The organism is Halopenitus malekzadehii (assembly GCF_900108505.1).
Lineage (GTDB): Archaea > Halobacteriota > Halobacteria > Halobacteriales > Haloferacaceae > Halopenitus > Halopenitus malekzadehii.
This window is the reverse complement of sequence record NZ_FNWU01000002.1, coordinates 273,768-295,913: the sequence shown is the minus strand read 5'-3', so window position 1 is coordinate 295,913 and position 22,146 is coordinate 273,768. Positions and strand designations below refer to the sequence as shown.

At 66.9% G+C, this 22,146-nt stretch carries 23 protein-coding genes and 1 pseudogene; 12 read left to right on the top strand and 12 right to left on the bottom strand.

What is annotated here, in order from left to right; translation table 11 throughout:
* The first annotated feature begins 74 nt into the window (after positions 1–74).
* Positions 75–452 (top strand): winged helix-turn-helix domain-containing protein, encoded by a 378-nt coding sequence (locus tag BLW38_RS06820; RefSeq protein WP_092816275.1) that lies wholly within the window; start codon positions 75–77, stop codon positions 450–452.
* A gap of 36 nt (positions 453–488) precedes the next feature.
* Positions 489–773 (top strand): DUF7521 family protein, encoded by a 285-nt coding sequence (locus BLW38_RS06815; RefSeq protein WP_092816273.1) that lies wholly within the window; start codon positions 489–491, stop codon positions 771–773.
* A gap of 171 nt (positions 774–944) precedes the next feature.
* Here the strand turns inward: BLW38_RS06815 and BLW38_RS06810 are convergent, their stop codons facing one another.
* The 3 genes from BLW38_RS06810 to BLW38_RS06800 form a co-directional block, all read right to left on the bottom strand.
* Complete coding sequence (locus BLW38_RS06810) at positions 945–1,652, bottom strand: TetR/AcrR family transcriptional regulator (protein WP_092816271.1); 708 nt, start codon at positions 1,650–1,652, stop codon at positions 945–947.
* A gap of 96 nt (positions 1,653–1,748) precedes the next feature.
* Positions 1,749–2,000 (bottom strand): DUF7123 family protein, encoded by a 252-nt coding sequence (locus BLW38_RS06805; RefSeq protein WP_092816269.1) that lies wholly within the window; start codon positions 1,998–2,000, stop codon positions 1,749–1,751.
* Positions 1,997–2,263 carry a hypothetical protein gene (locus BLW38_RS06800; protein ID WP_092816267.1) on the bottom strand — a complete coding sequence of 89 codons (267 nt, stop codon included), beginning with the start codon at positions 2,261–2,263 and terminating at the stop codon, positions 1,997–1,999. Before BLW38_RS06800 ends, BLW38_RS06805 begins: the two co-directional genes overlap by 4 nt.
* Positions 2,264–2,627: 364 nt before the next feature.
* Between BLW38_RS06800 and BLW38_RS06795 the strand changes: the two genes are divergently transcribed.
* Together BLW38_RS06795 and BLW38_RS06790 are read left to right on the top strand one after the other, a co-directional pair.
* Entirely contained in the window at positions 2,628–4,088 is a 1,461-nt protein-coding gene (locus tag BLW38_RS06795; RefSeq protein WP_092816265.1) for a cobyrinate a,c-diamide synthase, read from the top strand.
* Positions 4,089–4,149: 61 nt separating this feature from the next.
* Positions 4,150–5,853 (top strand): aldehyde ferredoxin oxidoreductase family protein, encoded by a 1,704-nt coding sequence (locus tag BLW38_RS06790; protein WP_092816263.1) that lies wholly within the window; start codon positions 4,150–4,152, stop codon positions 5,851–5,853.
* A gap of 87 nt (positions 5,854–5,940) precedes the next feature.
* Here the strand turns inward: BLW38_RS06790 and BLW38_RS16200 are convergent, their stop codons facing one another.
* Complete coding sequence (locus BLW38_RS16200) at positions 5,941–6,825, bottom strand: DNA methyltransferase (protein ID WP_177167455.1); 885 nt, start codon at positions 6,823–6,825, stop codon at positions 5,941–5,943.
* Between the two features lie 104 nt (positions 6,826–6,929).
* A complete protein-coding gene (locus BLW38_RS06780; protein ID WP_092816261.1) occupies positions 6,930–7,901 on the bottom strand; it encodes an NAD(P)-dependent oxidoreductase in 972 nt (323 codons plus the stop codon).
* Positions 7,902–8,015: 114 nt separating this feature from the next.
* Between BLW38_RS06780 and BLW38_RS06775 the strand changes: the two genes are divergently transcribed.
* The 6 genes from BLW38_RS06775 (at position 8,016) to BLW38_RS06750 (ending at position 13,551) form a co-directional block, all read left to right on the top strand.
* The gene (locus tag BLW38_RS06775; protein WP_092816259.1) at positions 8,016–9,320 is read left to right on the top strand and encodes an amidohydrolase; all 1,305 of its coding nucleotides are present in this window, start codon (positions 8,016–8,018) and stop codon (positions 9,318–9,320) included.
* Positions 9,317–10,654: a threonine ammonia-lyase gene (gene ilvA, locus BLW38_RS06770; protein ID WP_092816257.1), complete on the top strand. Its 1,338-nt coding sequence runs from the start codon at positions 9,317–9,319 to the stop codon at positions 10,652–10,654. Before BLW38_RS06775 ends, ilvA begins: the two co-directional genes overlap by 4 nt.
* Positions 10,655–10,797: 143 nt before the next feature.
* Positions 10,798–11,568 (top strand): hypothetical protein, encoded by a 771-nt coding sequence (locus BLW38_RS06765; RefSeq protein ID WP_092816255.1) that lies wholly within the window; start codon positions 10,798–10,800, stop codon positions 11,566–11,568.
* A 198-nt stretch (positions 11,569–11,766) separates the two neighbouring features.
* A complete protein-coding gene (locus BLW38_RS06760) occupies positions 11,767–12,285 on the top strand; it encodes a hypothetical protein (protein WP_092816253.1) in 519 nt (172 codons plus the stop codon).
* 39 nt (positions 12,286–12,324) lie between these two features.
* On the top strand, positions 12,325–12,966 hold the full coding sequence (locus BLW38_RS06755) for a DUF4382 domain-containing protein (RefSeq protein WP_092816251.1): 642 nt from the start codon (positions 12,325–12,327) through the stop codon (positions 12,964–12,966).
* Positions 12,967–12,987: 21 nt separating this feature from the next.
* Positions 12,988–13,551, top strand: coding sequence for a hypothetical protein (locus tag BLW38_RS06750; protein ID WP_092816249.1), 564 nt, complete (start codon positions 12,988–12,990; stop codon positions 13,549–13,551).
* A gap of 214 nt (positions 13,552–13,765) precedes the next feature.
* On the opposite strand, the gene BLW38_RS06745 is transcribed toward BLW38_RS06750, so the two are convergent.
* From BLW38_RS06745 to BLW38_RS06715, 7 genes and pseudogenes are all read right to left on the bottom strand, one after another.
* Entirely contained in the window at positions 13,766–15,133 is a 1,368-nt protein-coding gene (locus BLW38_RS06745) for an aminotransferase class III-fold pyridoxal phosphate-dependent enzyme (protein ID WP_092816247.1), read from the bottom strand.
* Between the two features lie 125 nt (positions 15,134–15,258).
* Positions 15,259–16,893 carry a BCCT family transporter gene (locus tag BLW38_RS06740; protein ID WP_092816245.1) on the bottom strand — a complete coding sequence of 545 codons (1,635 nt, stop codon included), beginning with the start codon at positions 16,891–16,893 and terminating at the stop codon, positions 15,259–15,261.
* Positions 16,894–17,195: 302 nt separating this feature from the next.
* A complete protein-coding gene (locus BLW38_RS06735) occupies positions 17,196–17,846 on the bottom strand; it encodes a hypothetical protein (RefSeq protein ID WP_092816243.1) in 651 nt (216 codons plus the stop codon).
* A gap of 152 nt (positions 17,847–17,998) precedes the next feature.
* Positions 17,999–19,279, bottom strand: a complete 1,281-nt coding sequence (locus tag BLW38_RS06730) for an amidohydrolase (protein ID WP_092816241.1) — start codon at positions 19,277–19,279, stop codon at positions 17,999–18,001.
* Between the two features lie 80 nt (positions 19,280–19,359).
* A pseudogene (locus tag BLW38_RS16810) lies at positions 19,360–19,443 on the bottom strand (RidA family protein); the annotation flags it as partial.
* 39 nt (positions 19,444–19,482) lie between these two features.
* Positions 19,483–19,755 carry a hypothetical protein gene (locus BLW38_RS06720; RefSeq protein WP_245710090.1) on the bottom strand — a complete coding sequence of 91 codons (273 nt, stop codon included), beginning with the start codon at positions 19,753–19,755 and terminating at the stop codon, positions 19,483–19,485.
* Between the two features lie 95 nt (positions 19,756–19,850).
* Positions 19,851–20,189: a ubiquitin-like small modifier protein 1 gene (locus BLW38_RS06715; protein WP_092816239.1), complete on the bottom strand. Its 339-nt coding sequence runs from the start codon at positions 20,187–20,189 to the stop codon at positions 19,851–19,853.
* 156 nt (positions 20,190–20,345) lie between these two features.
* Here BLW38_RS06715 and sfnG point away from each other — a divergent pair, with 156 nt between their 5' ends.
* Positions 20,346–21,500 (top strand): dimethylsulfone monooxygenase SfnG, encoded by a 1,155-nt coding sequence (gene sfnG / locus BLW38_RS06710; RefSeq protein ID WP_092816237.1) that lies wholly within the window; start codon positions 20,346–20,348, stop codon positions 21,498–21,500.
* Positions 21,501–22,115 (top strand): NADPH-dependent FMN reductase, encoded by a 615-nt coding sequence (locus BLW38_RS06705; protein WP_092816235.1) that lies wholly within the window; start codon positions 21,501–21,503, stop codon positions 22,113–22,115.
* Positions 22,116–22,146 lie beyond the last annotated feature (31 nt).

Here is a 22,146-nt window from a genome sequence, read left to right as displayed (position 1 = left end):
ACGGCGCCGTCTTCAGGACGACTTCCACGCGATGGATCGGGTGCCTTTAACCGATCCGAGCGGAAGGCCCGTGTATGGTGCGGGACCCGTCACGGCACGAGGAACCGCCCGACCCGCAGGCGGTGCTGTCGGCGTTGAGCGACGACGACGCCGTCGACATCATCGCCGCGCTCGACGCGCCGAAAACCGCGAGCGAGCTCTCCGAGGAGTGTGACATCCCGCTGTCGACCACCTATCGGAAGCTGGAACGACTGACCGAGGCCGACCTGTTGCAGGAATCGACGGAGATCCGCCGTGACGGCCAGCATACGACGCGGTACGACGTCGCCTTCGATTCGGTCACCGTCGAACTGGACGAGGACAACACGCTGTCGATCGAATTCTCGCGACCCGAGCGGGCGACGGACGAACGGCTCGCCGCCCTCTGGTCACAGGTCAGAGAGGAAACATGAATCGACCCACGACACCCGCACACGGAGGACCAACCAATGGCTACTGACGTGTACATCAACCTGCTCATCATCGCCGCGAAGACCGCCATCCTACTGCTCGGTGGCAGCATCACGTACTACGCGGGGCGCGCGTACCGCCGCACCGGGGATCCCTCGTTACGTGCCCTGTCGATCGGCTTCGGGGTCGTGACGGTCGGGGCGATGCTCGGCGGGATCTCCCATCAGGTACTCAACCTCGATCTCGCGATCGGGATCGCGATAAACAGCGTCCTAACCGCGTTTGGGTTCGGCGTGATCGTCTACTCGTTATACATCGAGTGAGGCGGTCCGGATCGGCTCCGACGAATTCGGGGCGTCGATCGACGACTATCGACGACGACCGACGACTATCGACGACGACCGACGACTATCAACGACGACCGACGACTATCAACGACGACCGACGACTATCAACGACGACCGACGACTATCAACGACGACCGACGACTATCGTCACCGGTCGTCGCCGGTTGAGGGTGAGTCGTCGACCGCCGGAACCGCGACCGGCTCGTCACGGGGGAGCAGCACCTCGACGCTCGAGACGTCGGGGAGTTCCACCCCGTCGACGAGGATCGGGTCGACGACCCTGTCGATGAGGGTTCGTGCCACCGTCCGGGTGTAGGTGTCGCCGTCGACGTCGAGTTCTCCGAGCGTGATCTGTCTCGTCCGCGCACCGTCGAGCGTCGCAACGAGCAGTGCGGCCGTCTCGGTGACGTCGACCGGTTCGAAGACGCCCTCCTCGATGCCCTGCTCGATTATCTCCGCGACCGTGTCCCGAAAGACCCGGTCGCTCCGCTGGAGCCGGGAGCGGATCCGGTCGTTGAACGGTCCCTGTGACCGCAACTCCAACAGCGCGATGTGGAAGTGTTCCCGGTCGGTTTCGTCGGGATCGAAGCCGAACCAGGCGATGAACTCGACGAGTCGCTCGGTCGCAGGACGGTCCCGTCCGGCCTCGACACACCGTTCGAACGTCGTAATGAGGTGGTCGAGGAACGCCACGAGCAGATCCTCCTTCGTGTCGTAGTGGTAGTGTAACAGCGACTTGCTCTTCGAGCAGGCGTCGGCGATGTCCTGCATCGTGAGGTCCGCGTACCCGTATTCACGCAGGGCGTGATGGACGCCGGCCATGATCTCTTCGGCCGTGCTCGGGTCCGCGCTCATTCACCGGTTCTCGGACGAGCAGGCGTAAATGTGCGTTGGTTACGGCGATCGAAAACCGAACCGCGATGCGGTGACGATCGACGGGGTACCCGGTCGCTATTGCGACTGGACGCGCCAGGTGGTCGCGCCGGTGTAGGACCACTTCTCGATCTCGAGGTCGGGGAGCGAGCCCTGGAGCTGGAGCATCAGCGCACCGATCTCCTTCGGCGAGAGGTCGACGTCGTCGGCGATGAACTTCCCCTTGATGTACACTTCGCCGTTCTTGGCCTCCTCGCGGAGGAAATCCGCGAGTCGCCGTGCCTTCGGGGAGCCGTACGATCCGTCCGTGCTGGTGGTGTTGGTGCTCATAGGTTGTGTGCGTTCCTGGCGGTCGATTCGTGGTCAGTGCGGGGACTGTAGTCGTGACCGACGTATGCGGCCACGACGTTCGACGCCAGCAGGAGCAGGAACAGCTCCGCGCTCGCGTCGATGACGATCCCGTGCAGGACCGGGAGGTACGTCAGCGGGAGCAACACCGCTGCCCAGAAGGCCACCGCTCGGAGCCGTCGGCCGGTGCTCCGGCGGAGCCGCGTGGGAAGCGTCGTGTTGGGTCGGAGGGAGTGGTTCGACATCTGTGTCACCTGCCTCGATTTCATCACTGGTCCACAGGAGTATATAATAGGACGAGCGTTAGCGCAGATTCACGTCGATTAACGCCGACTCGCGACGTTTTACGACCTTTCAAAAGGCCACCCTAACGTTTTAGAAACGCCTGAGATGCTCTTAGATTCTTCATAACGGTTTCTAAGAGCATTTCTTCGTTCACTCGATTCCCGTGTTCTCACCGGCGGACCGATGGTCGATCGGCGGGTCTCTGGTCGATCCACCCCGCCCACGCTCCTCGCGCGACGATCGGCGAGACGTCCCGCGAGACGCCCGGGGGGAGGGATCGGCGGCCACCGGAAGGATGAACCCGTTCCTCGCGAACGATTTCCTATGGTTGATACTCGTCCGACGACCGCCCCCGAAGCCGGGATCGTCATCGGCGGCACCGCCTCCGGCGTCGGCAAGACGGTCGTGACGCTTGCGGTCCTCCAGGCCATTGACGACGCCGGGTACGACCCGGTTCCGGCAAAGGCCGGCCCTGACTTCATCGATCCGAGCCACCACGCCGCCGTGACCGGGACCCCCTCACGAACCCTGGACACCTGGATGCAGGGCGTCGACGGCGTCCGTCGTTCGATCGCGCGTGCCGACGGGGACGTCGCCGTGATCGAGGGGATGATGGGGCTGTACGACGGCAGCGTCACCTCGACCGCAGCCACCGCCGCCGCCCTCGATCTCCCGGTCGTCCTCGTCGTCGACGCGAGCGCCGGAATGCAAAGCGTCGGCGCGACCGCGCTCGGGTTCCGTGAGTATGCCGCGCATAGCCCGCTCCCGGAGGACGTTCGAACGGCGTTCGACGGTGATCCCCCGTCCCTCGACGTCGCCGGCGTCATCGCCCAACGCGCTCACGGGGGTCGGCACGCGGACGGAATTCGGGAGTCACTGCCGGACGGGATCGCCTACCTCGGTCGGATCCCGCCGACGGAGGACCTCGAGATCCCCGACCGGCATCTCGGCCTGCGAATGGGCGATGAGGACCCGATCGATCCGGACGTTCTCACGACCGCCGCGTCGGCCCTCGACGTGGATCGCCTCCTGTCGGTCGCCCGTCGATCGGCAGGGTCCGTCTCCGATCTCGAGGCGCAGTCCGGTTCCGGAACGCGTTCCGCCACCGATCCGGAGCGTCCGGGTGCGTCGGCAGCGGCGACAGGTACCGAGGGCGACGAGCCCACGATCGCGGTCGCCGAGGACGCCGCGTTCCGGTTCCTCTATCCGGGGGTTCGCGAACGACTCGCGGCGCTCGCGACGATCGAACCGTTCGCGCCGGCCGCCGGGGACGACCTGCCCGACTGCGACGCGGTCTATCTGCCCGGCGGCTATCCGGAGTTGCACGCCGAGGCGCTGTCGGACTCGCCGGCGCTGTCGACGATCGCCGATCGGGCCGCGGACGGGCTCCCGATCCTCGGGGAATGCGGCGGCTTGATGGCTCTCTCGGAGTCGTTGACCACCGCCGGCGGGGAGACGTACCCGATGGCCGGCGTGTTGCCCGGCGACGTCCGAATGCACGACCGGTATCAGGCGCTCGACCACGTCGAGCTTCGGGCCGTCCGGGGAACGCCCGCGGCGACCGACGGCCAGACGCATCGCGGCCACGAGTTTCACTACTCCGAGCACACGATCGATCCCGACGTCGACGCCAGGTTCGCCTTCGACGTCCGTCGTGGCGACGGGATCGACGGCGACCACGACGGGCTGACCGCGTATCGCACCGTCGGCACCTACGCACACCGTCACGTCGATTCCGGGATGGTCGATCGGTTGGTGGCTGCGGCGCGGGCCGAACGTCGATAGCGAGGCCGACGTTCGTCCCGCGAGGCAAGGCTATTTGGGGATCTACCGCGAGGCTACACGTATGCTTCACGCGGAGGGCCCACTGCTCACCATCGACCTGACCGAGCGTTCGGCAACCAGAACGCCGATCGACGACGTCCTCGAGTCGTTCATCGGCGGCCGCGGCGTCGCGACCGCGCTCGCCCACGACCGCATCCCGTTCGACGCCGACCCGTTCGGGCCGGAGAACCGCGCGTACCTCGCGACCGGCCCGCTGCAGCTGTCGAGCACGTCCTTCACCGGGCGGCTCTCGATGACCGGCCTCTCGCCGTTGACCGACGGGCTGGTCTCGACGAACGCCGGCGGCTTCCTCTCCCGGGAGTTCGCCGCGACGGGCATCTCGACGCTCGAGGTGACGGGGGCGAGCGACGAGCTCCTGATCGCCCACGTCACCGACGAGGGGGTCGAGTTCGAGCCGGTTCCCGAACTCGCCGGCGCCACGGTACCCGAGGTCTCCGATCACGTCGCCGAAACGCGGGATCTCGGTCCGGAGAACTGCATCGCGATCGGCCCCGCCGGCGAGAACCGGGTCCGGTTCGCGTCGGTGATGACCTTCGACTCCCGGGCGTTCGGGCGCGGCGGACTGGGCGCGGTGCTGGGGTCGAAAAACCTCAAGGCGGTCACCTTCGAGGGTGATTCGGCCCCCGAGATCGAGATCCCCGACCCGCCGGAGATGGAGATCCACCGGGAGGCGGCCACCTCCGACGACCTGATGCGCCGGCAGGGGACCACCGGCAACACGGAGTTCATCAACGAGAACTTCTCGTTGCCCACGCGCTATTTCTCCGAGTACGAGTTCGAGTCGGCCGCCGACATCGGCGGAAACGCCGTCGAGGAGAAGAAGTACAAGAAGGGCGCGTGCTCGCGGTGTGCCTACGCCTGCAAGCTGCCGACCCGCGACGAGGAGACCGGCTTCGAGACGGAGGGACCGGAGTTCGAGACGGTCTACGCGTTCGGGTCGAACCAGGGCGTCGGCGACATCGTCGACGTGATGAAGGCGAACGAACTGTGTGACCGGTTCGGACTTGACACCATTTCCGCGGGGGTCACCGTCGCGGCCTATCTCGCGAGCGAGGACGAGTTCGGAAACGCCGAGCTGGCCCGCGAAACGGTCGAGAAGATCGCCCACCGCGAGGGGATCGGCGACGACCTTGCCGAGGGTGTGCACCGTGTGCACGACCAGCTCGGCGTCGACGACTACACCGTCAAGGGGATGGAGTTCGCTGCCCACGACGGTCGCGTGCTGCACGGACAGGGCCTCTCGTATGCGGTCGCGAACCGCGGGGCCGACCACATGTACGGCGGGCTGCTCTCGCCCGAGTACGCCGGCGAGATCGACCCCGAAGGGACGCTCGGCAAGGCCGACCTCCTCGTCGAACACGAGAACCGCAACGCGATCCGGGACTCCGCGGTCGTTTGCGCCTTCGCGAGCGGTCACATCACCGACGAGCGCCTCGCCGCGCTGTTGGAGACCGACTACGAGGAGCTGCTCGCGGTCGGCGCGCGGACGATCGAGCGCGAACGTCACTTCAACAACCGGCGCGGGATCGACGCCGACGCCGACGCCCTCCCCTACGAGATTCCGGACCTGGAGGCAGCCATTCAGGAGTACTACGAGGCGCGCGGACTCCGCGAGGACGGCACCCTTCCCGATGACCGGATCGAACCGGTCGCGACCGACCTCGGAGCCGGCGACGGCGCCGCCGCCTCGCCGGCCGACGACTGATCGGGCTCGGCGGTCGTGTTTATAAACCGAGTCGACGCTGTCCCGCATTGTTTATAAACGAACATCGATGCGGCCTTCAGCGCTCGGTCACGCGTCGCGGTCGAAGACGAGACAGTAACAGTGGTCGTAGCCGTAGCCGTAGCGCCCGGTTTCGGGACTCCACGTCCGGTCGTCGTCGGCCGCGTCGACAGCCCGGTTTCCAGCATCCACCCGGCTCCCATCGTCGCGGTCGACGTCATCCTCGACTCTACCGTCGCCGTCCTCGAATCCGAGGACGATCTCGGTCCGAAACCGGAGGCCGTCCGCGTCGTCGACCGCGTCCGCGAGGTCCCACGCGAGAGTGCTCACCCCGGGGCCGAACCGGACGTTCGAGACCTCGACCGCCGCGACGGCGTCGGGTGCGAGCAGGTCGGCGATCGCCTCGAAGGCGACGGTAGCGTCATCGAGGTAGGCCTCGTAGGAGCCGTCGGCGTCGTATCCCTCGAAGGGGTCGGTGTCCATCCAGTCGAGCATGAATGGCGGCGCGGTACAACAAAGGTCGAACGACGGCGGATCGACGCCGCCGCCCTCGTGATCCTCCTCATCGTCGTCACCATTTATAAGCGATTTCCGCTTGCTCCCGTCGCTGCTTATAAATCCCTCCCGATCCGCCGACGCATCGGTTATAAATGCCGACCGGCCGTCGCGGGCGTCCCCGACCACGACGCGACGGGGATGCTCGACACGATCGCGGACGTACGCGACGCGGCGCGGGTCGCGTTCGATGCCGTAGCCGTCCCTGTCGAGTCGGTCAACGGCGGCGATCGTGGTGCCGAAGCCCGCGAAGGGGTCGATCACGGCGTCCCCGGGGTCGCTGAAGGTCTCGATGCACCACTCCGGAACCGCCGGGATCGACCGGACGTCGACGTCGCACCAGTCGGGCAGGGTGTCCGGATCCGGACGGTCCGCGGGAAGCGTTCTGAAGGTCCGCACGCTCGTCGATCGGAGCGGGCCGAATAAAAACCCCGCAGCGGTCGCGGCGGCCACGGCTCGCGCCCACCGCAGCCCGCACCGGAGGCGGGTGAACGAGCGGCGTTCTACTCCGGATCCGGCGTTCGCACGCGGTTCGTGAGGTCGCCGCCGGTCTCGAGGGCCTCGACGTTCGCGGCGACGATGTCCGCGAGCCGGTCCCAGTGTTTCGGGGTGTGGCCCCCGGTGTGGGGCGTGATGAGGCAGTTCTCCAGGTCCCAGAGGACGTGGTCGCTCGGGAGCGGTTCGGGGTCGGTGACGTCGAGGGCGGCCCCGCGGATCCCGCTCGACTGCAGCGCCGAGACGAGCGCGTCGGTGTCGACGATCCCGCCGCGGGCGGCGTTGACGACGACCGCGTTCGGCGGCAGCGTGGCGAGTTCGTCCGGACCGACCAGCCCGCGCGTGAGGTCGTTGAGCGGGCAGGCGATCACGACGTAGTCGCTCCGTGAGAACGCGTCGTGGATCGCCTCGTTCTCGAAACCGACGACCTCGTCGGTCGGACCGCCCTTCGAGGGCGTGTAGCGCACGCCGATCGTCTCGACCTCGAAGCCCTGCAGGCGCCGGACGACCGCCTGCCCGATCGACCCCAGCCCGACGATCGTCACCGTGCTGTCGGTGAACTCGTGGGACTGGAAGTGGCGCCACTCGCCGTTCGACTTCCGACGCCAGCCCTCGTGGAGGCGGCGGGCGAACACGAGCATGTTGGCGATCGCCTGCTCGGCGATGCCGGGCGCGTGGATCCCGCCGGCGTTCGTCACCGCCACGCCGTGTTCGGCGAGGGCGGCCATCGGAACGTGGTCGGTGCCGGCGAACGTGCACGCGAACAGCTCCAGCCGGTCGGCCCGTTCGAGCAGGTCCTCGTCGATCGAGATCCCCGTGACGACGCGTGCCTGCGTGATCAGCTCCCGCTCTTCGGCCGGCGTTCGCGCGAGCGCGACCGTGCGCTCGGGCAGGCGTTCGCGGATCGTTTCGGCGTACGATTCCATTGACAGTCCTTCGGTCCCCTCGCGGAGGACGACGACATCTGGTTCCTCGGTCATACTGGATTCGGGTCGGGTACGTATCGATCCCGTGGGGGTCGACTTATCCTTTTATGTATTCTCCGTCAACGGGAATTGTGTATTATTAAGTTCATTCACGTGGTAGACTCACCCATGTCCACCGACGCCACCGACGCCATCGACGAACTCGTCTCGCTGCGCCGCTGGTTCCACCGCCATCCGGAACCCGCCTGGCGGGAGTTCTACACGACCCACCGGCTCGTCGAGGAGCTCCGCGAGATCGGCGTCGACGAGCTCGCGATCGGTCGCGACGCCTACGACCCCGCCGACAGGATGGCCGTGCCCGAGGAGGCCTCGATCGCGGAGTGGGCCGACCGCGCCCGGGAGCGCGGCGCCGACGAGGAGATCCTCGAGAAGACCGCCGGCGGCATCACGGGCTGTATCGCCGTCCTCGAGTGTGGGGACGGGCCCGCGGTCGGCCTCCGGGTCGACATCGACGGCCTGTTCATCACCGAATCCGACGATCCGGATCACGCTCCCGCCGAGAAGGGGTTCCGGTCGGAGATCGACGGGACGATGCACGCCTGCGGGCACGACGCGCACATGACCTGGGGCCTCTCGACGATCGAGGCCATCAAGGCGAGCGACTTCTCGGGCCGGCTCGTCGTCTTCTTCCAGCCGGCCGAGGAGGCCGGCGGCGGCGGCCACCCGATGGCTCAGAGCCGCTACATCGAGGACCTCGAGTACCTCTTTGCGGTCCACGTCGGGCTGGACCACCCGACCGGGCGCGTGGTCGCCGGGATCGAGCGCCCGCTGGCGATGTGCCACGTCGACGCCATGATCGAGGGGACCTCGACGCACGCCGGCAAGACGCCGAACGAGGGCGACAACGCGATGCAGGCGCTCGGGGCCGCGATCGAGAACGCGTACGCGATCCCTCGCCACGCCGACGGAATGACTCGAGTGAACATCGGCCGGGCGGAGTCGGGCACGGCGAGCAACGTCATCGCGGATCGCGCACACCTCGAGGCCGAAGCGCGCGGGGAGACGACGGAACTGATGGAATACATGAAGGGCCGGCTGAAACGGACCCTCAGAAGCGCCGCCTCGATGCACGGCTGTTCGGTCGACATCGACGTGAGAAGCGAGTCGCCACGGGCCGACAGCGACCCGGCGCTCGTCGACCACGTCGCGAACGTGGCCGACGGGATCGACGGCGTCACCGAGGTCGTCCCCACCGCCGACTTCGGCGCGAGCGAGGACGCAACGTTCCTGATGAAGCGGGTGCAGGAACACGGCGGGCTCGCGTCCTACCTGATCGTCGGGACGGACCATCCGACGGGCCACCACACGCCGACCTTCGACATTGACGAGCGCAGCCTCCGGATCGGAACCGACGTGCTGACCGAGGCGATCCGCGGCGTCGAGGACGCGTTCGCCGGCGAGGGCGATCGATGACCGACGAGGGAGTGACACCCGCCACGGACGGCCCCACCGCCGCGGACGACGCCACCACTGCGGACGTCCTCACGGCAAGGGACGTCCTCACGGCAGGGGATATCCGTGCAGCTCACGACCGGATCGCCGACGTGGTGCATCGGACGCCGCTCGACGGTTCGACCACGCTCGCCGATGCCAGCGGCGCCGCGTCGGTCGGAGTCAAACTCGAGAACACCCAGCGGACGGGGTCGTTCAAGATCCGCGGCGCGTACAACGCGATGGCCCAGCTGTCGCCCGACGAGCGCGAGGCGGGCGTCATCGCCGCCAGCGCGGGCAACCACGCGCAGGGCGTCGCGCTCGCGGGTGACCTGCTGGGGATCGACGCGGAGATCGTCGTCCCGGAGGTGACGCCCGCCTCCAAGATCGAGGCGACACGGGGATACGGCGCGACGGTGATCATCGAGGGCGACATCTACGAGCGCTCCTACGAGCACGCGCTCGAGCGTGCCGAGGAGACCGGCCGCACCTTCGTCCATCCCTTCGACGACGCCGCGATAATGGCCGGGCAGGGCACGGTCGGCCTGGAGATCGCCGAGCAGATGCCCGACGTCGACACTGTCCTCGTCTCCATCGGCGGCGGCGGGCTGATCTCCGGGATCACCACCGCGCTGCCGGCGGCCCTCGACGACGACGTCCGCGTGATCGGCGTCCAGCCGGAGGGGGCGCTCCACGCCAAGCCCTCCCTCGAGCGCGACGAGATCCACGAGCTGCCGGACGTGGATACGGTCGCGGAGGGGATCGCCGATACCCGGCTCCTCGAGAAGACGTGGGCCGTGCTCCGGGACCGCGTCGACGGCGTGGTCGCCGTCTCCGACGACGAGATCGCCGTCGCCGTCACCCTGCTGGCCGAGCGCGCCAAGACGGTCGCGGAGGCGGCCGGCGCCGCCCCGGTCGCCGCGCTGCTCTCCGATGCCCTCGACGTGACCGACGAGCACGTCGCGGCGGTGGTCTCGGGCGGGAACGTCAACCTCACCGAACACGCCGAACTGACGCGCACCGGACTGATCGAGCTGGGGCGCTACGCCGAGGCGCGCCTCCACGTCGACGGCTGGCCCACCACGATCGCCGACGTCGCCGAGACGATCGAGTCTCACGGCGCCGAGCTCGACGGCCTCGAACGCGACGACCGGAGCGCGGGCGACCACCCCAACCGCGTTCCCGTGACGGTCGGCATCGAGGGGAGCGGCCCCGAACACCTACGGGAGGTTTTCGACGAGCTCGCCGCCCTGGAGGCGGTCGAGGTGGCGGACGAGTCGCTGGTTGACCGCGAGCCGTTAGTCGGGAGCCGTTAGCCGAGGGACGCTAGCCGAGAGCCGTTAGCCGAGGTTCGTTAGCCGAGAGCCGCGATCCCGGAGCCGCGCCCGGTTCGCAGCTCAGCGTTCTGGCGAGTACGACCGGCCAGAAAGACCTTATCGGTCGATCAACGACACGACCTATGCGCCGACGATCGGTGCTCGCGGCTGCGACGATCGCGCTTTCGGGCGGGTTCGGTGGCTGTCTCGCCGGGCCGGAAACCGGCGGGTCGGAAACGTCGGACCCGGATACGACCGATCCGGAAACCGGAACATCCACCGCATCCGGAACCTCCACCGCATCCGGGACTCCCGACGATCAACCGGATCCCGACACGTACGACCGGTGTCCCCGCCTGGTGATCGGAATCGGGGAGCTCCCGGAGCCGGCGCGTCGGGAGGTCGAGACCGCGCTCGCGGAGGGCGCGTACGAAACCGACGGCGAGCTCGTCCTCCCGCACGTGCTCGATCCCGAGGCGTCGTACCTGGAGGCCGGGGGTGGAAACGACGACGCGTACTACCGAGCCACGATCGACGACCGGAACTCGACCACGCGACTGACGCTGGCCGAGGCGACCCCCTCGATGGGTCCGCATCCGCTCTCGGTCGAGAACCGGTTTGACGAGTCGGTCTCGGTCGACGTGCAGGTCACGTACCGACCGACCGACGAGGTGGTCCTCGAGGCGAGCCGGTCGATCTCCCCCGACGAGCAGCCGACGCTCGGCGAGTTCGACCGGCGGCTCGGGGAGTATCGGGCGACGGTCGAGGCAGGGTCGGTCTCCGGGCCGATCACGTGGCGCGAGGAGGAGCACCGCGACCCGCTCGCGACCGTCGTCGTCGGGCCGGAAGGCGTTCGACCGGAACCACAGGCGGTGGCGGAGCTGGTTTCCTGTACGGACTTCTGGGGGCAGTGACCCCGGGTGGATCGAAGGCTGGGCGCGCGCGCAACGGCCCAGTCGCTCGGCAGACCGTCGACAACCGGGGCGGCCGAGATGGCGCCAGTTCATTCGTTTTTATCCGGCTTAATTCGGCATAAAAGGTCCCGCAACCGCCTAAAATCGGGTTCACGTCTTCACCTCCTTATCTGGGTGGCCGTCCGAGCGGCGAGTGCAATGAACGTGAAACGACCCATCACGATCGCGATCGCAGCGATGTTCCTGATCGGCGGCGTGGCGGCGGTCGGTGCCGCCAATCCGGCCGACGCGGCGGATCAGCACGCGACCAACGCATCGAACGGGACGGCAGCTGACGCTGCCACGCCGACCGAGACGGCAGGCGACGAGAACGAGACGGCGGCCGACGCTGAGGAACGCGACGACGACGGTGAGAACGTGACCGACGAGCGCGTGGGGAACGCTGACGAACGCGCAGGGAACGCTGACGAACGTGCGGGGAACGCCGACGAACGCGCTGATAACGCCGACGGCGTCGGGCCGAGCGGCGGCCTGCCCGAACAGGTTCCCGACCGGGTGGGTGAGATCCACGACACCATCGATTCGTTCCGAAACGGATCGATCGACGGGCTCGGCGACTCGTTGAGTGACCTGCTGTCGGGTGACGATGCGGCCGACGGGAACGCTGACGACGCCACCGAGAGCGACGAAGGTGACGACGCCGAGGAGACGGCATAGCGCTTCATCCCCTCATATAAGATAACCACAGAACATACTATGACTGAGTTACCAATGAACAGACGGACGTATCTCACGGGCGCGGCGACGGCCGGAACGATCGGATTCGCGGGCTGTCTCGGCGGCGGCGGTGGCGAAACGGGGACGCTCGCGGCGCAGGTCACCGACCAGCCGGGCGACATCGCGGACTTCGAGTCCTGCGTCGTTACCATCGTCGGGATGTGGCTCGGCCCCAGTGACGCCGGAACTGAAACCGCCGGAACGGAGGACGCCGGAACAGAGGACGCCGGAACAGAGGACACCGAATCCGAGGAATCGGACGACGCGGACGAGGAGTCCGGCCGCGAGTACTACGAGTTCGAGGAGCCGCAGGAAGCTGATCTCGTCGACTTGCAGAATGACAACACACAGTTGGTCGACGAGCGCGAACTCGACGTCGCGACCTACGAGTACATCCAGCTGGACACCGATGGCGTCGACGCGACGCTCGAGGGGGGCGATTCGGCCACCGTCGAGGTTCCGGGCGAGGCGCCGCTCACCTTCAACGAGGAGTTCGAGATCCGAGCGGACACCCGCACGGTCTTCACCGCCGACTTCACCCCGGTCCGCCGTGGCCGAACCGGCGAGTACCTCCTCCAGCCCGTTCCCGACGGGATCACCGTCGACTACGAGGCCGAATAGAACCCGGAGCGTGAGCCCAAAATGAACCGAAAACACGGCATCGCCGTCGGACTCGTCGTGCTCGCTCTGGCCCTCGCCGTCGGAGCGATGGCGTATACCGGCGTCGGCCCCGCCCCCGGTGGTGATTCGGGCGAGTCCATCGAGGAGTTCCCCACGGAGGAGCCTTCCACCGCGGAGTCCTCCGCGGAGGAATCCGGGAGTAACGACGGGTCGACGACGACGTCGGCCCCCGACACGGAGCCGTTCTCGTTCACGATCGACGAGACCGAGGAGTGTGGGACGACCTGTCGGGACGTCACCGCGACGCTGTATAACGAGCAGGACGAAACCGCGACCGGCATCACCACGTACATCCGGATCTTCGCCGGCGAGAACAACACCGACACGGACGACGTCGTCTGGGAGGGGACCGTTGACGTCGGCACGCTCGAGGCCGGCGCGTCCCACACGACGACCGAGCGCGTCGAGCTCTCGTTCCAGGGAGCACGAAAGGTCGATCGGAACGACGGCTGGATCACGATCCAAACGACCGTGGAGTCGGACGACACGACGGTCACGTTCCGGAACAGCGAGCAGGTCGCGTGAGGCCACGGGGCAGATGAGTTACGGTTCGGCTCGTTGGAGACCGGCTTAACGACGGCCCGACGCCGTTGCGGTCTCCCGCGATTCGCACCACCTGAAACCCAACTCCGAACGCCGATCGACTTATAAATGGACGCCGAAGAAAGGTAGATCATCTTATAAATCACGGCCGTTCGCCGACGAACGCCACCTTCTGCCGTCGTCCGCGAACGATCCCTTACGCGGCAGCGGCGGTCGTTCCTGCGGCTTCGACGGCGTCGAGGAAGATGGAGACGCCGAGTTCGATCTCGCGTTCGGTCGCGTCCAGCGGGGGGAGCAGCCGGATCGTCTTCTTCCCGCAGCCGAGCGTGAGCAGGCCGCGTTCGAGCGCCTCGGCGACGACGGCGTCGCGGCGGTCGGCGGTGTCGAACTCCACCGCGAGCATCAGACCCTTGCCGCGGACGTCAACGACGGTTTCGGGTGCACCGTCCCCAAGCAGCTCCGTCGCCTGTCGGCCGCGGTCGGTCGCGTTCGCGAGCAGGTCGTGGTCCGCGATCGCCTCCAGGGTGAAGGTGCCCATCATCGAGGCGAGCACGTCGCCGCCGCCGAAGGTGGATCCGAGGCGGTTCTTCTCGCTCGGGAAGACGTCCGACCGGGAGATCGTCGCGCCCACGCGCAGCGCCTTCGCGCTCGCGATGACGTCGGGTTCGACCGGATAGTGGTCGATGGCCCACATCTCGCCGGTCCGCCCGATCCCCGACTGGATCTCGTCGACGACGAGCGGGATGTCGTACTCGTCGCTAACGGCGCCGACCTCCGCCATAAACGCCTCGCTGGGGAACCGATAGCCGCCGACGCCCTGGATCGGTTCAAGCATCAGGAACGCGATCTCGGCGGGATCGACGTGGCCGCCCTCCGGCGCGAGCGCGTTCCGAAGCTGTGACTCCGCGCCATCACCGGTGAAGAACCCACACTCACAGGTTGCCGGCGAGCAGTCGCGGTCGGCACAGAACGGGACCGTCCGGATGCCGGCGATCTCCGGATAGTGGCGGGTGTAGACGTCCTTGGACCGGGTGACGGAGAGCGTCCCGAGCGTCCGCCCGTGGAAGCTGCCGGTGAAGGCGTAGCCGTATTTGGCGGCCGGGGTCGCGTCGTGGGTGATCTTCATCGCGTTCTCGACCGCCTCGGCGCCCGAGTTCGAAAGGAAGACCGTGTCCATCCCGTACTGGCTCGAGACCTCCGTCAACTTCGCCATCAGGTGGCTCGACCCGGGGATTGGCGCGTCCTCGGGGTCGGGCCCCGACCCGAAGTACATGTCCTGGCCGGCGATCTTCATCGGCTCGACGAGGTCGAACTCCCGGAGCTTGCCGAGCACCTTCTCGTTGTTGTACCCCAGCGGCGCAGCCCCGATGTGACAGGTGAAATCCAGCAGGACGTTTCCGTCGACGTCGGTCACGAACGGTCCGTCGGCCTCCGCGGTGACGTCCCAGACGAACTCGTGGGAATACTCGCTCGGTGCCGCGTGCTCCCCGTGGAAATTCACCCAGCGCTCGGCGTTCGGCCCCGGCAGCGCGTCCGCGTCGGGTTCGGCAGTATCCCTATCCATACACAAATAGTGTATACAGCGTACATTAAATGTTAGTATCGATCGAACGGCGTATCGACATCGACGGCCCGCAGTCGTCGACGCCGGCGGTATGGTCGCCGGCGACCGACGACGACTACCTGTCCTCAGTCGTCATCGCTCAGCTCAGCCGCCGAGGGTTCATCCTTCGGACCGGAACCGAACAGCCAGGAGTCCTCCTGCAACAGCACCCGGCTGCCGTCGGAGACGAACTCCCGGATGAGGCCGATCATCGTGAACAGACAGACGAACGCGAACGGAGTGCCGGTGATGATCGCCGCCGACTGCAGCGCGTTCACGCCGCCCAGCGTCATCAGGATCGCTGCCATCATTCCGAGGAGGACGCCCCAGAAGACCCGGTTGATGTTCGAGGGTTGGGCCTTACCGCCGGTCGTCATCATCGAGACGGCAAGCGTCGAGGAGTCCGCGGAGGTGATGAAGAAGGTCGTCACCAGGATCATGAACGCGAGGATGAAGACGGTCCCGAGCGGGAACGTCTCGAAGAGGATGAACCCGGAGACCTCGGCGCCGGCCTCACCCGCGATGACCGCGCCGAAGTCGGCGATCCCGTTGTGGTGGCTCCAGACCGCGGTGCCGCCGACGAAGATGAACCACGGGATCGACGCCGCCGAGGTCGCGGCGATGCCGGTGAAGGCCACCTCACGGACGGTCCGACCCTTCGAGATCCGCGCGATGAACAGACCGGCGAACGGGGACCACGAGAGCGCCCACGCCCAGTAGAAGACCGTCCAGGTGTTCATCCATGTGGTCCCGCCGTCGGTGCCCGCGCCGGTGAACAGGCTCATCGCGACGAAGTCGTTGAACATTCCGCCGAGCGCCTGCGTGCCCATCAACACGAGGAACGCCGTCGGACCCACGATCAGCGTCGCGACCATCAGGATCACGAACAGGATCATGTTGAAGTTCGAGAGCCGACGGATGCCCCGATCGACCCCGAGAACCATCGAGACCGTGAACGCGAGCGTCATCGCGGTCACCACGAGGATGATCCCAGTCGTCCCCAGATCGATCCCCCATTGGTAGCGGAGCCCCTCGATGAACTGGCTGCCGATGAACCCGAGCGAGGTCGCCACGCCGCCGATCGTCGCGAAGACCGCCATCACGTCGACGACCTTCGCGATCGGACCGTCGAGGTTCTCCCGGCCCAAAAGCGGCGTCAGGGCCGAGGAGACACGCAGCGGCACGTCCTCGTAGTTGTACGCGTAGTAGCCGATCCCGATCCCCATAATCGTGAAGACCGCAAGCTGGGGGATCGCCCAGTGGAACAGCGTCTGCTGGACGGCGATCGTCATCGCCTCCGCGGTGCCACCCTCCACGTCGAACAGCGGCGAGGGGTCCGCGTAGTAGAACAGGGCCTCGGTCGGTCCCCAGAAGACGACGCCGGCGGCGAAGCCGGCCGAATACAACATCGCGAAAAAGGAGAAGAAGCTGTACTCCGGCGGTTCCTCGCCGAATCGGAGCCGCCCCCACGGCCCGAGGATCAGGTATACGAGGAAGGTAACGACGAGGAAGACGATGGCCAAAAGCGCCCAGTTGAGATACGAGTACATCACCGTTTCTCCGGCCGCGATGCCCCGTTGCACGAGGTTCGGATCGAAGAAGTACAACAGGATCAATCCGAGCGTCAACCCGGCACCGAACAGGAACACGACCGGATCGAGCTCCTCGCGGAACCGACCGATCGCGCCGTCGGGTTCGCCGGTTCCGTCGACGTCGCTCATCGCCGACCACCCCCGCCACCGAACCGCGTGGGCCGTTCGGTCCCGTGAGACGACGGATCGATACGCCGTGTTCGCCCCCGTTCATCCATCGTGTCGAGTGATGGCATACCCAACTCATAGGATGTTTATCACATAAACGTTTCCCCATATTCGTTAGTGCCATCCACGAATTATGTATACACTCTCACGGATCGGAACCGGATCACCCCCGTTCGGTGACGGGTAGTCGACGCTTGAACAGTGCGACGCGCTGGCTCAGGACACGGGTGAGAACGATTCGGACGGGCGGAACGGCTCGACGATCAGGGCTGGTTCGTCAGTTCCTCGACGGCGCGCTCGCGTTCGGCCTCGCTCTCGTTGACCTTCCGGACGAAGTCGCCGACGTTGTCCTTGATCGTCTCGCGGGTCTCGCTCGGTGAGAACTCCTCGGACATCGAGAGCAGCCGGACGAACGCTCGCAGCTCCTCGTCGGTCAGCTGGGCGAACTCGTCGTTTTCGATCTTCTCGATCACCTCGTCGACGTCGATCTGGCCCACGGGGTCGACGTTGAACTCCACGTTGACCATCCGGAAATCCGACCCGGCGAGCCGCTGTTCGGCTTTGCCGACGCCCTCGGCGAGCATCTCCTTGAACGGCGTGTGATAGCCCATCGAGCCGAGATGAAGGAACGCGAGCATGTCGATGACCCCCTGTGTGAACGCCTCCCGATCCTCGTCTTTGGGATCGAAGACCGTCTCGCGGTCGCGCTGTTCGAGGTGTTCAAAGAGGATCGAAAAGTCGATCACCGCGTTTCGAATCCGACGCCGGATGCGGTTGCGCTTTTGCTTCTTGGAGTGTTCGGTGTAGTCGGTCTTGCGACCGAGGAGGAAATCGCGGTCCGACGGGGTCAAGATCCCGCGCGGGCGGTCAGCGTCGGCTGCCGTCCGCAGCGACTCCGGTACGTCCTCGCTCATACCCGGGGTACGTGGAGGGTGCGGATTAATCCTTTGGGGTCTGACCCTCGTTTCTTTGGGATCACCACCCTCGTTCCGCCGACATCGCCGAGATCGGCCGTCGGATAGCTGCCATCGGTGATCCGTCCCGGACTTCGATCCGCCGATCGCGGTCACGGCCGTCGTCGAGCGATCTCGGAGGCGGCCTCCGCGATCACCTCGACGCCGATGTCGAGGCTGCGCTCGTCGACGTCGAAGGTCGGCGTGTGGTGGTCCGTCGGATGGTCGGTGCCCACGAGCAGGTAGGCGGCGAGCCCGCCGTTCGCCTGCACCCGCTCCATCAGGTAGGTCACGTCCTCGCTCCCCCCGAACTCCCGCTCGGGAACGACCGTATCGACGCTCGTGATCCCGCGTGCTACCGCCCCGATAAGGTCCCGCAACTCGGGATCGCTGTCGATGCGGGGGGACTCGCTGATGACCCGCAACGTCACGTCACAGTCGTGCATCTCTGCGGCCGCATAGAGCACGCGCTCGAGTTCGGTCCGCGTGTACTCCATCAGCGCGGTCGTCTCCCCGCGGACCTCGCCGTCGATGGTGATCTCCTCGGCGATGACGTTGCTCGCCGTGCCGCCCTCGATCCGGCCGAGGTTCACCCGGGTCATTCCGTCGGCGTGACGCGGGATCGCGTACGCGTTCTGGATCGCGGTCGCGACCGCCTGCATCGCGTTCGCGCCGGCGTTCGGCGCCGTCCCCGCGTGGGCGCTTGCCCCCTCGAAGGTCGCCGTCAGGTGCGCCATCGCGAGAGGCTTTCGCACCCCGGAGACGATCGTTCCGGTCGGGTTCCCGAGGCCGACGTGCATCGCGAGCAGGTAGTCGACGTCGTCGACGTAGCCGCCCTCGACGAGGGGCTTGCCGCCGCCGGAGATCTCCTCGGCCGGCTGGAAGAACACCTTGAACGTCCCCGAGAAGTCGCCGTGTTTGATCCCCTCGAGCACGCCGAGGGCGATCGTCGGGTGTGCGTCGTGCCCGCAGGCGTGCATATATCCCTCGTGCTCCGACCGGAACCCCTCGTCCGCGGGACCGTGACCCGGCTCGTCGGATTCAGTCATCGAGACCGCATCGAGGTCGACCCGCAGGCCGACCGTGGGCCCCTCACCGCACTCGAGAACGGCGACACAGCCGGTGTGGCCCGCCGCCGTCTTCTCGAGGACGTCCTCACGGACGTCGGCCTCGCGAGCCCGATCGAGCCACGCCGCGAGTTCCTCGTCGTCGGGAACCGCCATCCGGTGATCGCTCGCGAGCGCGTCGCGACCGATCGCGAGTTCGTCGACGCCGATCCGTTCGATCTCCTCGACGACCCGTTCGGTCGTTTGCAACTCCCGCCACCCCGGCTCAGGATGGCGATGCAGTGCCCGCCGGATCCCCGACAGACGGTTGCGTACGTCGTGAGACATCGATCTGACAGCGATTGGCCGTGGAACTACTTAACGGTGCGCAGTCGATCCAGCCCCAGATGCTCCCCCCAGCCGAGTGGTCACCCGAGCGACGCGACGGCGTCCATCTCGACGTCGACGTCGTCCGGAAGCCGGGAGACCTCGACGCAGACGCGGGCCGGTGGCCAGCTGCTTGCGAGCGAAACTGACCGTAGACGAGACGGTTACGCGTTGTCGCGCGCGGCGGTTCCGGGGTTTGCGTCGGCGGCGTCGGTCGCCGCCGATCCCGTGGATCCGGCGGTCGTATACAGGCCGACGAGTCCGAGCAGCACGAGGACGGCGCCCTCCAGCCGCGCGGCGGTGTAGACCCACTCCCGGACCTCGAGGTCCTCCGGCGTCCGATACGCCAGCCGGGTCGCCACGGCGACCACGGTCCGGGGACACAGGAGTTCGACCAGTCCGACCAGTCCGACGAGAAGTTCGATATGGCGGCGCATACGTGTGGTAGGCGGTCAGTGGACAAAAAGCGCCCGATGAGTCCGATCGATGGACCCGATCGTTGGATCCGATCGTTGGATCCGACCGACGGGAGTCACACGATGTCGCGGCGAGCACCCGATACCGGAAGGAATTGCCGATCCGGATCGGCGTTCACACACCCGCCGTAGACCGACGGCGTAAGTCGGACCACGTCACCGTCGGTCAGCCGCGTGTCGGGTCCCTCGAGGTGCCGGATGTTCTTCCGGTTACGGGTGACCGCGATCTCGCCGACCAACGATCCGTCGGCGATCAGCCGTCCGGACAGTCCGGGATACCGGTCCTCCAGCTCCGCAAGGAGGTCGCCGTACGTCTCCGCGTCGGTCGTGATCTCGACCGACCGCTCGCCGACCTCCTCCCGGAACGGTCCGAAGAATCGACATTCGACCTGCACTGGGGATGCATACGGTCGTGATCGGTTTTTACCCGTCGATCGCCGGTTCCGGATCGCGTCCGGGACACTGACACGTCTTGCCGGTTTGATCGAGCAGGGACAGGAATCGCCATAAACCACCTGCATAAGTCGGTCGCATATATATTAACACCCGTTATGGACACGGAGTTCGCCTACTGGGTGCCGAACGTCAGCGGGGGCCTCGTCGTCTCCGACTGGGAGATGGATACGGATTGGACCTACGAGTACAACCTGGACCTCGCGCGGACGGCCGAGGACGTCGGGTTCGAGTACGCGCTCGCGCAGGCACGGTTCTTCGGAAGCTACGGCGCGGACAGACAGCTCGAGGCACTATCGGTTGCCAACGCCTTGGCCGCACAGACCGAGGACCTCCACGTCATCGGCGCCGTCCACCCCGGCCTCTGGGAACCCGGCCCGCTCGCGAACTTCATCGCGACGGCGGACCGGATCAGCAACGGCCGGTTCTCCATCAACGTCGTCAGCGGCTGGTTCAAAGGCGAGTTCACCGGGTTCGGACAGCCGTGGCTTGCTCACGACGAACGGTACGCGCGCTCGGAGGAGTTCATCGAGGTCCTGAAGGCGCTGTGGACCGAGGAGTACGCCACCTACGACGGCCGATTCTACACGATCGGGAGGGACATCGACGGCTTCGACGGCGCCCCGATGCAGCCGAAGCCGGTCCAGGATCCGTACCCGCAGGTCTTCCAGGGCGGGAACTCGAAGGCCGCGCGGAAGATGGCGGCCCGGCAGGCCGACGTGCTGTTCATCAACGGCGGCAGCCTCGAGAAGATCCGCGGGATCATCGAGGATGTCGAGTCCTACGCCGAGGAGTTCGGCACGGAGCCGCCGCGGTTCGCCGCCAACGGCTTCGTCATCCAGCGCGACACCGAGGCGGAAGCCAAGGAGACGCTCGAGGGGATCATCGAGAACGCGACCGACGAGGCCGTCGAGGCCTTCCGCGAGCAGGTCAAGCAGGCTGGCCAGTCCTCCGCCGAGGGCGAAGGGATGTGGGACGACTCCGACTTCGAGGACCTGGTCCAGTACAACGACGGCTTCAAGACCGGACTCATCGGCACGGACGAACAGATCGTCGAGCGCATCCGGAAGCTGGACGCGATCGGGATCGACATCGTCCTCGCCGGCTTCCTCCACTACGACACCGAACTCGAGCAGTTCGGCGAGGAGATAATCCCCGCGGTCCGCGAGGCCGACCCCCTTGACCCGACCGACGTCGACGACGTGATCGACGAGGACGTCGAGTCGATCGGCGGCGCGGAGGTCGCCCGATAGATGACGGCGAACCGAACCGTTCTCGGGATCGTCGGGAGCGTCTCGGACCCCTCCAAGACCGCGACTGCGGTCGACGCCGCGCTCGCGGCCGCCGCGGATCGGGAGGGCATCACGACCGAGACGCTCCGGCTCGCCGACCACGACCTCGTCACCGCCGACGGGCGGACGCTCGATGCCTACGAGGGCGACACCGCTGCGGCCCTCGAGGCGATCGTCGAGGCCGACGCCTACGTCGTCGGCACGCCGATCTATCGTGGGTCCCTCTCCGGCGCGCTCAAGAACCTGTTCGATATGGTTCCCCGCGGGATGTGGCAGGCCGATGTCGCCCCCTTCGAGGACGCCGCGGTCGCGCTCGTCGCGACCGGTGCGACGAACCACCACTACCTCGCGATCGACCAGGAGCTGCGCCCGATATTCGGCTTCTTCGGCGCCCACACGGTCGGCGGAAGCGTCTACGCGAACGATGACCACTTCGAATCGACCGATGACGACGGATACGCGATCGCCGACGACGGGGTCCGTGATCGGCTGGCCGACCTCGGGCGCGCGACGGTCGAACTCGACGACGCCATCGCGAACGGTGGCGCGCTTTCCGGGCTGGGCCCACAGTTCTAGCGCCGAGGTTTAAGGTCGATCGCGAGCGAGC